Genomic DNA, 14,464 nt, shown 5'->3' with positions numbered 1-14,464 from the left:
CCATAGCTTGAAAACAACTAGCAATGCTGCTGAGTTCTTCTTTTAAGAGAAGTTACGAAATTTCGGTTTCACCTTCGGCTAGAGCGCTCAACATTAGACGATGGCGAAGATCCTCAACCACCTAGATATGACCCCGTAAAGACAGCCAAAAGGGGGCCGTTAAATAATTAACTTGTGAGAAAGGTCTTCGTGAGTTTCTACGGTTATAACAGAAGGTGACATTAGGATACACTGGCTTTTGAATACACCTGAAGTTCGGCAGCAATAAACAAAGTCGCTGCTAATGACTTCCAGCCTAGTATCCTATCGCTTTTTGCTGTATGAAACTTACTCAAATCTACGGCAAGTCTCCCTCAAGAAGGTTTCTTAACATCTAAAAAGACTCCCACTGTTTTGAGGCTATAGCCTTAGAATATTTACAAGCTTTACTTACGAATTAGCTCTCTCTAGAGAAAGTACCGTTTTGGCTGTCTAAGCTGATATTCTACCTATTTCTATTGGTTGGTATCTGTGTAGCTTAACAAATCAGCGGATTCATTAATATTAAGCCTGTTTTACTATTTAGTTTCTTACTCTGACCTATTAGACAGCTAGAGTGTTCATTTCACTTTGTTCAATAGCTTTTAGCCCTTATCGCTCCCATGCTGACCCATCACCGCAAGCCCGTGTGCTTATCACTTATTTCCACTGACCTACCAATCTGGTCTGTTGTCGAAACTGCCGCGACATTGTATCAAAAAGATACTAATAGGTTTCATTTACTATTGACCGCACCGCCTCTAATTAGTTGCGAAGTAGAGAGTGTGGTAAGTCCAGAGGAAACACTTCCTCAAAGTAAGAGCAAAGCTTACGCCCCCAACAGTCCCAGAATTTTGTGGCTGGAGATTTCCCCTTACCGGGTCATCATGACTATGCAAGGTAACGCTCAAGTGAGTTACCGTCACTTTTGGGAACAGGGCGTTTATGGCATTAGTCGCTATTGGTTGCCAACTGAGTCGTTGCAACCTAACGATCCTATTCGTTTACGAAATTTTACTACTAGCCTAACTCTCAACGGACATCCCTTGCCAGAACATTTGCGTCTGCAATATGAATTGTGGGCAGAAAAAGTGCAATTAGGATGTTACATACTGAATTTGGAAATTAAACATTGATATGCATGGGGAATGGGAAGTAGGGAAAAGTTTTTCCAATATCAATAACTAATGCCTAATCCCCAATGCTCAATCCCTTTTAACCAAAATAACTGGGTTGGTTTCCAGGTTTCCATTTAATATTGCAACCAACACTCGGCTTTTGCTCACTCGTAACAGGTTTACCCGCCAGCACTGCTTCAATGGCTGCACGTAAATCTGCGCCTGTTACGGGTTTACCATTACTGGGGCGGCTATCATCTAATTGTCCTCGATAAACAAGTTGCCGTTGGTCATCAAATACAAAAAAATCTGGTGTGCAAGCTGCTGTGTAAGCCTTCGCCGTTTCTTGGCTCTCGTCGTAGCATAAGGTAAAATTAAACCCTTGTTCTGTTGCAAATGCTTGTAACGACTCTGGCGCATCATCTGGGTAATTTTTTGCATCGTTAGCACTGATGGCAACGATCGCTAAATCACTTGTAAAATAATCTTTTCCTAACTGCACTAATTCTTGTTGAATGTGCTTTACAAATGGGCAATGCCGACAAATAAACATTACCAACAGAGCTTTTTTATCTGCAAAGGTGGAAAGTGAAGTTGCCTTTCCAGATACTACTTCCGGTAGATTAAAATCTGGTGCTTTTGTGCCAAGTGGCAACATAGTTGAAGCAGTTAAAGCCATAGTTCACCCAATATTTTTACGCTGATAAAGGCTTTTGCTATCAGTATATTTTTACTCTAGCACTAAGTTTTCCATAAATTAAGAGACGGTAAATTTACCGTCTCTTATATTTTTTGAGAATTAAATTATAGAAATTAGTTTTTACAGACTTGCCAAAACACCAACTATACCGTGTCCTGTGAATACTTCTAATGCTATCAGAGAGACAAAACCAATCATTGCTAAACGACCATTAAGCATTTCTGCATAGGCAGTGAAACCAGTGCGATCACCTTGCTCATCTATATAAACCTTTGGCTCGATCGCAAAGTTGTTCAGTTTGCCTTGGTCGTCAATTATAGCAGTGTTTGTACGCATGGATTTTTCCCCGTCTTCTCTTTATGTAAACAACTGTAACAAACTTATTAATATTTGTAAAGTATTTTAATCTAATCAAGTAGAAGTCCAAGCCAGAGAAGAGATATGATGATGAATCGAGTTTAAAGCCATGTCTAAGAAGCAGGCTCCACTCCTTGCCCGTAAGCACTTTCAGTCACAAATCCATTACCCAACAGCTAATGCATCGATTTCGAGTAGAGGTTATTGCCAAAACACCAAACCCGCAGCAGGTAATTTATGCCGCGATGCACCAAGACTATACCGATGGGTTCGTGTTTGATGAGCGCGACTCCTGGCCCTCGGAGTCACAAAGCGGCGAAGTTATTGTTAAGCGACTTTTAGCGGGTGAGAGGGGACACTATGGGCCTCTAGAGCATCCCCAGATTGTTTTCAACTGTGGCTACTTTCCCCACAGTGTCATGCAGCAGGCTCGTACTCATCGTGTAGGCGTATCATTTGATGTTCAGTCTTTTAGGTACACAGGCAACCAATTTATTGATGTATTAGAAGGTAAAAAAGACATAGAAGATGTCTTTTACTTACGTCCCGTTGGTTATTACACTGATAGACAAGGCAAAAAGTACTATTATTCACCAGAGCAACGAGCAGCAGATTTGCAGTGGTGTCTAGAAGCAGCTAAACGATACAAAGCTGATTTTGAGGCTGGAATGTCTGAAGAACACGCAAGAGGTAAAGTGCCTTTTGATTATCGCCAGCATTTTGTAGTTAGTTTTAATTTAAGGTCTTTCTTGCATTTTTGTGACCTGAGAAATAAGAAAGATGCTCAACTGGAAATTCAAAAGTTGTGTGAAATGATGTGGCCTCATTTTGAAGATTGGGCACCTGCGATCGCACAATGGTATGAAAAGCAGCGTCTAGGTAAGGCAAGATTAGCACCATAAATCTTGGGGCAATTAATACTGAATTCTGACCGGAGGCGGAGCGTCTCCGGCTCTGCTCCTGAGTTCTGAATTCTTCTTATAAAAAATTTGTAAAATGCTTTCATGCGTCGAGATTCAATATTTTACAAACTGTTTCAACAGTCTCCCACTTTGCTGTTTCAACTACTGGCAAATCCTCCAAATAATGCAGATAGTTATCGTTTTGATTCAGTCGCCGTCAAAGAACCCAAATTTGAAATTGATGGAGTATTTCTACCACCTGAAAGCGATGGTGCTGGAGTTGTATATTTTTGCGAGGTGCAGTTCCAAAAAGATGAACAACTCTATGAGAGAGTATGGGCTGAATCTTCTTTATATTTCTACCGCAACCGTGACAGATTTAGCGACTGGCAAGCAGTGATAATTTACCCGTCGCGCAGTATTGAACAAAGCGATATTCATCCTCATCGCTCATTGCTGAACGGCGAACAAATACATCGAGTGTATTTAGATGAATTAGGGGATATTCGCCAACTACCTATATGGGTGGCGCTGATGGTCTTAACTACAGTGGATGAAGAACAGGCACCAGAAGAAGCAAGGTATTTGTTAACAAGAACTACTCAAGAAGTGCTATCACCATCGAGTCGCGCCATAATTGAATTAATAACGACGATCATGGTGTACAGATTTGAACAATTAACTCAAGCAGAGGTAGAGTCTATGTTAGGAATCACGCTTAAGGAAACGCGAGTTTACCGAGAAATTAAGGAAGAAGGACGTGAGGAAGGACGTGAGGAAGGACGTGAGGAAGCAACAGCTAATCTTATTCTCCGACAATTGACTAAGCGATTTGGGGAACTTTCTGAGGAAATACGCTCCTCAATTTCTGGTTTACCTTTAGCTGTTCTAGAAGATTTGAGTGAAGCACTATTAGATTTTACTAGTTTGGCCGATTTACAGGTTTGGCTAGAAACGCGATGAAAGTTTAGACTATCTCATATAGACATTTGCAAGACGATGGATATTCAAAAATTTCTACGCGATCGCCGAATTATTTCCTCTAATCCAGATATTATGAGTGGTACTCCTGTGTTTCTTGGAACATGAGTTCCATCGCAGACTTTTTTCGACTATCTAGAAGGTGAAGCAGGTTTAACCGAATTCTTGGAAGATTTTTCACATTTGCAAACTCAGGTGTTGCAAGTTTTGGAGGTGATTGCAAAAGCAATGCTGAATCAGGAGCAAATTATTTATGCTCATTCTGCTTGATGAAAATCTCCTGAGCAAGAAGTTGAAGAAGCCGTTCATAGATGTAGGATATTCAGTGCAAAATGTAGAAGATATGGGCTGACGTGGTGTCAAAGATAAGAAACTTTTGGCTTTAGCAGATAGACATCCTTTTGATGTGTTTCTTACATCAGGCAATAACTTACTATATCAGCAAAATTTTCTAGTTATTACACTTTAAATTTTCAGGAATGTCTGCAAGAGATATTTTCCATAATTTAGTTAGATTCGCTTTACAAAAAGATGGCTGGACAATTACACACGATCCACTGTCTATTGACTTAGCAGATGGACAATTACAAATTGATCTGGGTGCAGAACGGTTAATTGCTGCCCAAAAGCAAGACGAACTGATTGCTGTAGAAATCAAGAGTTTTGTTGCTCCTTCTGCGGTTTCTGAGTTTCATACAGCTTTGGGACAATGTTTAAATTATCGAGTAGCGCTAAAACTGAAGGAACCAGAGAGAATTCTCTATTTAGCAGTTCCGCTAGCAATTTATGAAGATTTTTTCTCACGGCAATTAGCACAACTGAGTATTCATGAATATCAATTGAAACTGCTAGTATTTGACCCTGAAAATGAGGTAATTGTACAATGGATAAACTAGCTGAGTATCGGCAAATCATCCAGCGAGTTCTGACAAGTCACGCTCAAATTAGACCTGCCTATGGTGAAATCGAACGGCAAACTATTTTTGATTTACAACAGGATCATTATCAAGTTGTGAATACAGGTTGGGAAAATCGTCGTCGGGTTTATGGCTGTTTAATTCACCTAGATATTCGAGATCATAAGATTTGGATTCAGTATGATGGGACTGAGTTTGGCGTGGCTAATGAATTAGTGGAGTATGGTATTCCTAAGCAAGATATAGTGCTTGCATATCAGCCTCCTTATATGCGAAAGCTGACAGAATTTGCAGTGGGATAAAGCAAGCGATCGCACTCCGATTTTTGGGTATGATTTAGAGCGATCGCACAGATCAACAGGAACATGAATTAAATTGAGTTATTTAGAAATATTCAGTTATACCTTTGCCAATGTAACAATTTCTAGCTGATCCTGATATTTGCCCCGACGAGCTTCATAACTAATAGCGCAGGGTTCACCTTCTAAAAATAATAATTGCACCACACCTTCATTGGCGTAGATGCGACAATCGGCGCTGGAAGAATTGGAAAATTCTAAAGTTAAATGGCCTCGCCATGCGGCTTCAGCAGGTGTTAGGTTTGCTATTATTCCACAACGCGCGTAAGTAGATTTACCTATACAAATCACTGTAATATTCTCAGGAACCTCCAGTCTTTCTAGAGCAACCCCAAGTCCATAACTATGAGCGGGTAAAATAAAGTAACTGCCATTGGCATCTGTGTGCAGTGCTGTTGGCTCCAGATTTTGGGGATTAAAGTTTTTAGGATCAACTACAGTTCCGGGAATGTGGCGAAAAATGCGGAACTCAGCCGAGGAAAGGCGTATATCATAGCCATAAGAAGACAGACCGTAACTAATTACAGACTGAACCGCTACAGACTCATCTTTTTGCACTTTTCGGATTAAGCTCGGCTCAAAGGGCGAAATTAGACCCTGTTGAGCCATTTTAGTAATCCAGATATCGTTTTTAATCACAACTTCACAGCTAATTCAAACCGAATTACTAGGATATCCTGAATTGAGCATTTTGTTTAAGGTCGATAACTCCGACGGATTTCTGTAATTTGATCTGCCACATCGAGAAGAGATTTAGGCATCTCTGGCCCTGTGAGAATGATATCGACGTGGGGAGGGCGTTTTGCCAGAAACGCTAAAACTTCCGTTTCAGGAATTAGACCAAAGTTAATCGCTAAACTTAACTCATCTAAGACAACGAGAGAATACTTACTCTCACATACTACTTGCTGTGTATACTGCCACAGCTTTTGTAAGGCTTGATTTTCCGTATCATCTAAATGTGGTGTATCGATACAACGAGGCAAATCACAGCGAATCCAATCTAAATTTTGTCCTAATTGTATAGGTCGATCCTGTCCTTGACGAATACCTCCTTTGAGAAACTGCACTATTAATACTGGCGTTCCTTGTCCAGCTATTCTCAGTGCTTGAGCCATAACAGTTGTAAAAAAGTTGCGGTGGGAGCTAGTGAAAACTTGCACTAGTCCTTCAACTGGATATGGTAAGGTTAGGGTTGAATTTATACTTGGAGTTTCTAGCTGGGCAACCATAGGGTTAAGTTCAAAAATTTACAATAACTTAAGGGTTTGTGCTGGCGGTAATAATTAAAAATCTGCCTGTATAATCTATCTGTTTTTCACAGGTGTGGTGGATTTGGCAAATTGCATTCTTAGTCAAACACTACGTTTGTGCTGAAGTCAAGAGTTATTTTTGTTTTTCCTCTGAAATGAGTTGTAAAAATGAAAACACATGAGTTAGAGTTCCAATTATTTAAAAAAGCTGGGCATAACGGCTGAAAATTGCTAAATGTTAGATTTTCCGGTTGTTTGGGCAAAACAGACTTAGTAAGTAGTGAATTTGACAGGATGAGGAGTTAATTGTTGTGAGATTGGTGATTCTGGGAGGTTCAGGATCGGGGAAAAGCACTCAAGCACAAAGGCTTTGCAGATACTTTGATATTCCTCTGATTTCTACAGGTGAGATTTTACGGGAAGCAATATCAGGCAATCAGCCCCTGCGGGAATTTCGATGGTTAGAAGCCGATCCCCGGACTTCTCTTTCGGTTTACGCTAGCCTGAGTGAACTAGGTTACCACGCACGGCCCTATATGCAAAAAGGGGAGTTAGTTCCAGATGAAATGATCATTGAATTGATCCGAATACGCCTCAGACAACCAGATATTAACTGCGATTGGGTCTTAGAGGGCTATCCCCGTACTGCCTTCCAAGCTGAAGAATTAGATTTTTTATTGGATGATTTAGGGCAAAAGCTAGATTGGGCAATTTATCTCCAAGTCCCGGAAGCAGTCATGGTTAGCCGCTCTTTGGGGCGATCGCTACCAGATGACCAACCAGAAATCGTACAGCGCCGTGTAGAATTATTCTACGATCGCACCATTCCCATCCTAGAATATTACGACCGTCGTCGCTGCTTGTTGACCATCAACGGCGACCAGTCACCAGAGATGGTGCTGCAAAATATTTTGACTCTGCTTTCAGTTCCTTAGATAAAGAAGCAGGGGAGAAAAATCAATTCAAAATTCAAAATGACGCTCTCTACGAGACGCTGCGCGAACGCGGACTCGCTAACAAAATTAAAGAACTTCTGCCTCCTCTTTCCCAATGCCCAATGTCCCTCAATTAGATGATTTGCAACACTAAGGTAATCTTAAGGCAGTATTGTAAAACTTGAGGCAACTCCAATGGCTTGGCAGCGTCCTGACGGTCGTCATCCTTACGAACTACGTCCGATCAGCTTTTACCCCAGTTTCACCCGTTTTGCCCCCGGTTCTGTTCTCGCAAGATGCGGTGATACTCAGGTACTTTGTACTGTTAGCGTTAATAAGGGGGTTCCGAAGTTTCTTGAAGGAACTGGTAAAGGCTGGTTAACTGCTGAGTACCGAATGCTACCATCAGCCACCCAAAAACGGCAAGAAAGGGAATTATTGAAATTATCTGGACGGACGCAAGAAATTCAACGTTTAATTGGACGTAGCTTACGCGCAGCAGTAGATTTTGAGGCACTGGGAGAACGCACGCTAACTGTGGATGCTGATGTGTTGCAAGCAGACGCTGGAACTCGGACAACAGCCATTACAGGCTCGTTTGTGGCATTGGCTCATGCGATTTCTAAATTGTTACAAGAGGGTGTGTTGGAGCGATCGCCTCTGTGTGGACAGGTAGCAGCAGTTTCCGTAGGATTACTGGAGGGAGAGCCATTTTTGGATATGAATTATATCGAAGATGTGGCTGCAACCGTAGATTTTAATGTAGTGATGAATCAACATTTGGGAATCATTGAAGTCCAGGGAACAGGCGAAGAAGGCAGCTTTAGCCGCACTCAGTTGGATCAGCTGCTAGATGTCGCCCAAAAAGGAATTCAGGAATTGTTAATTGCCCAACGTGAAGCGATCGCTGACTGGGAAGCACTCTTTGTGATTAATTAGTTTTATTAATTTTTAATAAGAATTAATAAATGTATCCTCTGTGGCGTTAATCAACAAAGTATCAAGTAACTGGGTGTAAATAAAAATAATCATGAGAGCAGTTAGTAGTTAGTACGACTGACTACTGACAATTTACCGTTGAAGGTGATAAGGAGCGTCTACGTTTTTATAGCCTACCTAATCCACGATGTTAAATGTTTCAAAAGTTAAAAAGGAGGATTGTAATAAGTTCGGTATTGTATTGCCAGAAGCCAGCAATATAATGATGAAGCCATGAACAAAACCGTTCAAGTTCTACCGGATCAGGCAGCGCTGGTTGCACGAGCGCTAGAATTAATTCTGTCCAAGTTAGAAACTGCCATTGAGCAGCAAGGGCGGTTTACCATCGCCTTATCTGGTGGCAGTACACCTAAACCGTTATACGAAGCGATTGCAAATCAAAAACTGCCTTGGGATAAAATTCATATATTCTGGGGGGATGAGCGTTACGTACCACCAGATCACCCCGATAGCAATGAACTGATGACGCGTCGTGCGTGGCTAGATCATGTTGACATCCCCGCAGCTAACATTCACCCCGTACCAACCTTGGAAGCCAGTCCAGAACTGGCTGCTGCTAAGTATGAACAACATCTCAAAGAATTTTTCAATTCTTCTGGGGTCGAGTTTCCCGCGTTGGATGTAGTATTACTAGGAATGGGTGATGATGCACATACCGCATCTTTGTTTCCCCACACAGAGGCTCTCAAAGTACGCGATCGCCTAGTTACAGTGGGTAACAAAGACGGAAATCCCCGGATAAGTTTCACATACCCCTTCATCAACGCCGCGAGCAGCGTGATTTTTCTGGTTGCTGGTGCTAATAAACGACCAGCTTTGGCGCAAGTCTTTGCACCTGTAGCCGATGACTTCACTTATCCATCCCGCTTAATTCAGCCCCAAGGAGAACTTTGGTGGCTGCTAGATGCAGCAGCAGGTTTGGAACTCCAACATTGAGCAAGTAATTAGTAATTCGTAGTTCGTAATTTGTAATTAACTCATCAAGGTTTTAAAGCAACTAACCTTGGTTATGAAAAAGAAAAAAAACACATTCGTGGCTTTAAACCAGGGCATTTATGTGTAAAGCAATTACGAATTACGAATTCTCAATTACGAATTATTCTAACCGTTCCATCAGCAGTAATTGCTAGAATCTAAAGCTAGGGCCGCCTTCTGCTTGCCAGTCCTACCTATATTTATGATGATCTTGAACAAAGGCTAAATATCGATGATCGTCTGCCCTAATTGCAATCATCCCAACCCTGACGGCGCTGTCCAGTGTGAAGCTTGCTATACACCGTTACCCGCGACTACTAATTGTCCCAGTTGTGGAGCAACTGTGCAGGCAGATGCTGCATTCTGCGGTCAGTGTGGCTATAACCTTCACTCCGCAGGAGTTCCACACGTTCATACTGCGGCAGCTGTTACAGTTACTCCCGATAATCCTGTGGAAGTACCGCCGTTAGTTCCACCCGATCCCCTGTTAGAACTTTTACAACCAGATGCTTTGGGAATGAGCGGTTCTACTAACTCCCATCCCCCCATCTCATCTTTACCAGCAACAGAGGTGGCAGCTCCCCCAGTAGCTCCGCCACAGGTATCTACTACAGAAAGCAGCCCCCCAGAGCCACCGACAATAGTCGCAACTCAACCCGTAGTCTCTGGACAAAGTATTCCTACTCCACCACCGTTGGAACCAGCGCCAGCCTCTGAAGCCGAAGTACCTCCACCAGCTGCTGCACCAGCACCAACTGCAACAGTTGCCAGAACGCAATTGCAACAGGTCACAGCGCGGTTAATCCACGTTCAAACTGATCGGTTAATTGAATTGCCGCAAAATCTCTCTGTGATTCATATCGGCAAGCCCAATGACCGGATTCCCCCGGATATAGATGTTTCAGGATTTCCTAATTCAGAAATTGTCTCGCGGATTCATGCAGATATTCGCGTCGAGGGAGATGCTCATTATGTAGAGGATGTGGGAAGTTCTAATGGTACCTACATTAATAATTCACCGCTTTTACCAGGGAATCGTCATCGTTTGCGACCAGGCGATCGCATCAGCTTGGGTAAAGGAGACTTAATGACATTCCTTTTTCAACTTGCTTAACTGATTCTGTATCAATTGTGTGACATCAGCCTAAGCATTTTTGCCCATCCTCCGGTATCCCTTTTGGAGGAGAAACAACTCAACTGCATCAAACAAGCGACGGATAACTATGTTGTTCTTGATAGCGCCATAGTTGACAGCCGTCGCTTCGAGGTGCAAATTGTTGCATTGTTCAGCAATTGCATGACCTCAATCAGCAATTAAACCAATTCGCAATTCGCAATTCGCAATGACGCTCGCGGACTCGCTACCGCTACGCTAACGCAATTACGTTTTGTGACGGGGATTTAAACCCCGACACAAAACGCGCTGCCTATAGAGGCAGGGGATTTAAACCCCCAAAGTTCGTTAAAGATTAAAAGATAAATCCAAGCGCAGCAAGTATTTTAGCTATTGACTATATGTAATTTAAATGCTTATAACTTATAAGTTTAAGTACATTAGGATAGAGAAAATACACGTCAATTTTAAACTTTGAATTTTCCAAAAAATCTAAAATCTAAAATCTAAAATAGAGCGACTTATGAGGGAACCAAGCAAAAATTTTGAACCCTTGCTTACCAAAGAAGCCCCGCCAGTTGTTGAACGCATGGGGCTAACGTGGCTAATTGCAGCAGCGATCGCAACTGCTTTACTGTGGCAAGTACCAGGAGGTGATTATATCTTATATCCATTTACGATCCTGGCAACTTGGTTTCATGAAATGGGTCACGGCTTAATGGCACTCCTATTAGGGGGACAGTTTCAGAAATTACAGATTTTTAGCAATGGTTCCGGTGTCGCAACTTATGGCATCCGGTCGTCATTGGGGCCAATTGGCCCGGCAATGGTTGCAGCAGCAGGCCCAATGGGGCCACCTCTTGCCGGTGCAGCTTTGATTTTGGCTTCCCGCAGTTTTACAGCAGCTTCCCTAAGTTTGAAAATTTTAGGGAGTTTTTTGCTATTTTCCACATTAATTTGGGTACGTTCCTGGTTTGGATTGGTGGCAATTCCCTTGCTGGGTTTAATAATCTTGGGTATCGCTCTGAGAGCACCCCGTTGGGCGCAAGGATTTGCTATTCAATTCTTGGGTGTACAAGCTTGTGTGAGTACGTTCCATCAGCTTGATTATCTATTTAGTAGTTCTGCTGGTTCTCTTGGACTATCTGATACAGCGCAAATGCAAAGGTATTTGCTATTACCTTACTGGTTTTGGGGCGGGTTGATGGCGATCGCATCTCTGGTGATTTTAGTCCAAAGTCTCCGTGTTGCCTATCGTTCGGAGTAATGAGTAAGAAGCACCATCAAAAGGTGATTGAATCTTTAGCTCAAAGAATTACTGAACATCAAGAAAAGATTAGACTGGAATCAGAGAAGAGTTTTCCTGACGAAGGTTTGATTAAGCATTGGGAAAAAGAGATTCGTGCTTTTGACAAGGCAATCCAACGAGCGCGTAAAAGATTAGGACAATAAAAATGCAGATTAGCGATCGCCCTCTTGCAGTCACCAATTCAACCCTCAGTATTTTGATTGCTGAATTAGGTATAGAGTGCCTAAAAGTACAAGTCTTAGTTAACCAGTTACAGTTACCTAGTTTAACTGTTAACCAACAAGCTGAAATTCTCGCAGAACTTTTAGCTGCTGCGGTTCATCTGCATAATCATTGTGACAAAGATTTTCAGACGCTAATTATTGAGGAAATGGAGAATTTACCCGATGATGAGGATTGACTGGTGATTTTAGTTAAAATTGCGATCGCCAAGCATTACCTAAGCTGACGCTTGAGCGCGAATTTCATTTGGACAGGAACGACCCTGTTCAACATCAGCAATATTAGCAAAAGTTGTTTCTGCAATATTGCGGAGAGCTTCTGATGTAAAAAAGGCTTGATGTCCGGTAATGAGTACATTGGGGAACGTCGTCAGACGTTGGAAAATATCATCTTGAATAATTTCGCCAGACAAATCCTCAAAGAACAATTCCGATTCTTGTTCGTAGACATCTACACCAAGATAGCCAATCTTGCCAGACTTCAATCCCTCAATCACTGCTAGGGTATCAATTAGCGCTCCTCGGCTAGTGTTAATTAGCATCACGCCTGACTTAATTTGTTCTATAGCCTCAGCGTTAATCAAGTGATGCGTTTCGGGAGTCAGGGGGCAATGCAGGGAGATAATATCCGAGTTGGCAAATAGCTCAGGTAGTTCTACATATTTTCCACCTAGCGCCTCCAATTCTGGATTGCGATAAACGTCATAGGCAAGTAGTTCACAGCCAAACCCCTTCATAATCTGTCCTAAAATCAGACCGATTTTGCCGGTACCGACAATCCCGACTGTACGCTCATACAAGTTAAATCCTAATAGTCCATCTAGAGAAAAATTGCCTTCTCGGACACGGTTATAGGCACGATGAATTTTGCGATTCAGGCTTAAAATTAATCCTACAGCATGTTCTGCTACCCCGTATGGTGAATAGGCGGGAACGCGGACAACGGTAATTCCTAAGTCCGCTGCGGCTTGTAAGTCTACATTGTTAAACCCTGCACAGCGAAGGACAACCAGCCTAGTTCCCCGTGAGGCGATAAGCTCTAAAGTTTGCGCGTCAACCTGGTCATGCACAAATACGCAAACCGCCGGAAATCCGGCGGCGAGGATAGCTGTATCCCGATTTAAACGCGGTTCAAAAAACACTAATTCGTGTTGGGTGGGAGAATTTGCAGCTGATAAAAACTGCCGATCATAGACTTTTGTACTGAAGACTGCTACTTTCATGCAAAACCTCAAGCTGTATGCTCCACAATGTTCGACTACATGATACCTTGGCAGTTAAAGAAGCAATGTCTACGACGGTCTATTTGGCATCGCACTTTTGAATGTCAGTCTTTAGGATTGCTTCTTGTGCAAGCGATTTCATAACTAAAGCAAAAATTTAGAATTCAAATTGAATGGGGAGTAGAGAGTGGTGTTAATTTAAGCTCAAACACTCAATTCCCCTGATGAATTGATAACTGCCAGAGTTCGATTTTATAACAGAGATGGCTATCAAAAATAGTGCGTGCTGCTAACCCTTCGACAATGGGCTTTTCCAGCCAGCGTTTGAATGCTAAACGACCGATCGCATGTAATGGTGGGACTGCGATCGCTACCAAATCTGCAATATATTTAACGGTAGTTAGCCCAAAAGTTCGAAAGTTATCAACACACAAGTCAATCGTTGGTGCAACTTGGGTGGAAATGTCCTCAGTCTTAATTAACTTGAATCCAGCCTGTTGCAAGGCCGCCTGAAGCTCGCTAGCGACATGACAATTAGAAAAAATGCCCTTTCTATATCCAGCATCAGAGCGCATCATATCCGCAAGCAATAGATAGCCACCACTATTTAATAAACGAGCTGCACCTTGAGCCAAATCGTCAACAGCAATATATTGGCTACTTTCACTGAACAGAACTAGGTCATAGGAGTGTGAGGTGTGAAAATCTTCAAATCTGGTTAAGTAAAAAGGCACTTGCCCGTTCGTATTCTTGATAAACTTCTCTTGTTGGAGTGCATCGGGTGCTAATCCCTCAACAATAAAGCCGCGATCGCACAAATATGCCGCGTTACCACCAATACCGCAACCTACATCAATCACAGTTTTGGTTCCCTCTGGAATAAAACTCAAAAGCTTCGCTGCATAGGCTTCTTGAGCCGCACGCAGGCGAGTTAGGGTCAATTCCTCACCCTCAGTAGGTAGTGGCTCCCAATACCCGTAATGCAGATAAGAGGAATCTGTGAGTCCCATGTAATAATCTATCGCCGCATTTTGGTAGCGAGTTGGTTTGGAAATGTTGATTGATTTTGGTTTTTGCATTGAG

Annotated in this window: 18 protein-coding genes; 12 read left to right on the top strand and 6 right to left on the bottom strand. The window is 42.4% G+C overall.

Features of this window, described 5'->3' with window-relative positions:
• The first annotated feature begins 641 nt into the window (after window positions 1-641).
• The gene (locus H6G92_RS21600; RefSeq protein WP_190895649.1) at window positions 642-1,154 is read left to right on the top strand and encodes a hypothetical protein; all 513 of its coding nucleotides are present in this window, start codon (window positions 642-644) and stop codon (window positions 1,152-1,154) included.
• Window positions 1,155-1,233: 79 nt separating this feature from the next.
• Here H6G92_RS21600 and H6G92_RS21595 read toward each other — a convergent pair whose 3' ends face one another.
• A complete protein-coding gene (locus tag H6G92_RS21595) occupies window positions 1,234-1,815 on the bottom strand; it encodes a thioredoxin family protein (RefSeq protein WP_100898998.1) in 582 nt (193 codons plus the stop codon).
• A 141-nt stretch (window positions 1,816-1,956) separates the two neighbouring features.
• Window positions 1,957-2,172, bottom strand: a complete 216-nt coding sequence (locus H6G92_RS21590) for a chlorophyll a/b-binding protein (RefSeq protein WP_190895648.1) — start codon at window positions 2,170-2,172, stop codon at window positions 1,957-1,959.
• Window positions 2,173-2,372: 200 nt separating this feature from the next.
• Between H6G92_RS21590 and thyX the strand changes: the two genes are divergently transcribed.
• From thyX to H6G92_RS21565, 4 genes are all read left to right on the top strand, one after another.
• Entirely contained in the window at window positions 2,373-3,095 is a 723-nt protein-coding gene (thyX, locus tag H6G92_RS21585) for an FAD-dependent thymidylate synthase (RefSeq protein WP_190895647.1), read from the top strand.
• 102 nt (window positions 3,096-3,197) lie between these two features.
• Window positions 3,198-4,058, top strand: coding sequence for an Rpn family recombination-promoting nuclease/putative transposase (locus tag H6G92_RS21580; protein WP_190895646.1), 861 nt, complete (start codon window positions 3,198-3,200; stop codon window positions 4,056-4,058).
• A gap of 497 nt (window positions 4,059-4,555) precedes the next feature.
• Entirely contained in the window at window positions 4,556-4,972 is a 417-nt protein-coding gene (locus tag H6G92_RS21570) for an element excision factor XisH family protein (protein WP_190895645.1), read from the top strand.
• Entirely contained in the window at window positions 4,960-5,295 is a 336-nt protein-coding gene (locus H6G92_RS21565; protein WP_190895644.1) for a XisI protein, read from the top strand. The genes H6G92_RS21570 and H6G92_RS21565 overlap by 13 nt, the downstream gene beginning before the upstream one ends.
• A gap of 96 nt (window positions 5,296-5,391) precedes the next feature.
• Here the strand turns inward: H6G92_RS21565 and dcd are convergent, their stop codons facing one another.
• Both dcd and H6G92_RS21555 read right to left on the bottom strand, forming a co-directional pair.
• Window positions 5,392-5,961 (bottom strand): dCTP deaminase, encoded by a 570-nt coding sequence (gene dcd, locus H6G92_RS21560; RefSeq protein ID WP_199344915.1) that lies wholly within the window; start codon window positions 5,959-5,961, stop codon window positions 5,392-5,394.
• 86 nt (window positions 5,962-6,047) lie between these two features.
• Window positions 6,048-6,584, bottom strand: a complete 537-nt coding sequence (locus H6G92_RS21555; protein ID WP_190895642.1) for a P-loop NTPase family protein — start codon at window positions 6,582-6,584, stop codon at window positions 6,048-6,050.
• A gap of 332 nt (window positions 6,585-6,916) precedes the next feature.
• On the opposite strand from H6G92_RS21555, the gene H6G92_RS21550 reads away from it, so the two are divergent.
• The 7 genes from H6G92_RS21550 (at window position 6,917) to H6G92_RS21520 (ending at window position 12,337) form a co-directional block, all read left to right on the top strand.
• On the top strand, window positions 6,917-7,540 hold the full coding sequence (locus H6G92_RS21550) for an adenylate kinase family protein (RefSeq protein ID WP_190895641.1): 624 nt from the start codon (window positions 6,917-6,919) through the stop codon (window positions 7,538-7,540).
• Between the two features lie 195 nt (window positions 7,541-7,735).
• On the top strand, window positions 7,736-8,479 hold the full coding sequence (gene rph / locus H6G92_RS21545; RefSeq protein ID WP_190895640.1) for a ribonuclease PH: 744 nt from the start codon (window positions 7,736-7,738) through the stop codon (window positions 8,477-8,479).
• A gap of 273 nt (window positions 8,480-8,752) precedes the next feature.
• The gene (gene pgl / locus H6G92_RS21540) at window positions 8,753-9,475 is read left to right on the top strand and encodes a 6-phosphogluconolactonase (protein WP_190895639.1); all 723 of its coding nucleotides are present in this window, start codon (window positions 8,753-8,755) and stop codon (window positions 9,473-9,475) included.
• Window positions 9,476-9,746: 271 nt separating this feature from the next.
• Entirely contained in the window at window positions 9,747-10,628 is an 882-nt protein-coding gene (locus H6G92_RS21535; protein ID WP_190895638.1) for an FHA domain-containing protein, read from the top strand.
• Window positions 10,629-11,151: 523 nt separating this feature from the next.
• The gene (locus tag H6G92_RS21530; protein ID WP_190895637.1) at window positions 11,152-11,895 is read left to right on the top strand and encodes a M50 family metallopeptidase; all 744 of its coding nucleotides are present in this window, start codon (window positions 11,152-11,154) and stop codon (window positions 11,893-11,895) included.
• Complete coding sequence (locus H6G92_RS21525; RefSeq protein ID WP_190895636.1) at window positions 11,895-12,080, top strand: hypothetical protein; 186 nt, start codon at window positions 11,895-11,897, stop codon at window positions 12,078-12,080. The genes H6G92_RS21530 and H6G92_RS21525 overlap by 1 nt, the downstream gene beginning before the upstream one ends.
• Before the next feature lie 2 nt (window positions 12,081-12,082).
• Entirely contained in the window at window positions 12,083-12,337 is a 255-nt protein-coding gene (locus tag H6G92_RS21520; protein ID WP_190895635.1) for a hypothetical protein, read from the top strand.
• Window positions 12,338-12,376: 39 nt separating this feature from the next.
• Here the strand turns inward: H6G92_RS21520 and H6G92_RS21515 are convergent, their stop codons facing one another.
• Both H6G92_RS21515 and H6G92_RS21510 read right to left on the bottom strand, forming a co-directional pair.
• Window positions 12,377-13,381, bottom strand: a complete 1,005-nt coding sequence (locus H6G92_RS21515) for a 2-hydroxyacid dehydrogenase (protein ID WP_190895634.1) — start codon at window positions 13,379-13,381, stop codon at window positions 12,377-12,379.
• Between the two features lie 212 nt (window positions 13,382-13,593).
• The gene (locus tag H6G92_RS21510) at window positions 13,594-14,460 is read right to left on the bottom strand and encodes a class I SAM-dependent DNA methyltransferase (protein WP_190895633.1); all 867 of its coding nucleotides are present in this window, start codon (window positions 14,458-14,460) and stop codon (window positions 13,594-13,596) included.
• Window positions 14,461-14,464 lie beyond the last annotated feature (4 nt).

This window comes from Nostoc foliaceum FACHB-393, from assembly GCF_014698505.1.
In the GTDB taxonomy this organism is placed as follows: Bacteria; Cyanobacteriota; Cyanobacteriia; order Cyanobacteriales; family Nostocaceae; genus Nostoc; species Nostoc foliaceum_A.
This window is presented reverse-complemented; position numbering and strand designations above follow the sequence as displayed.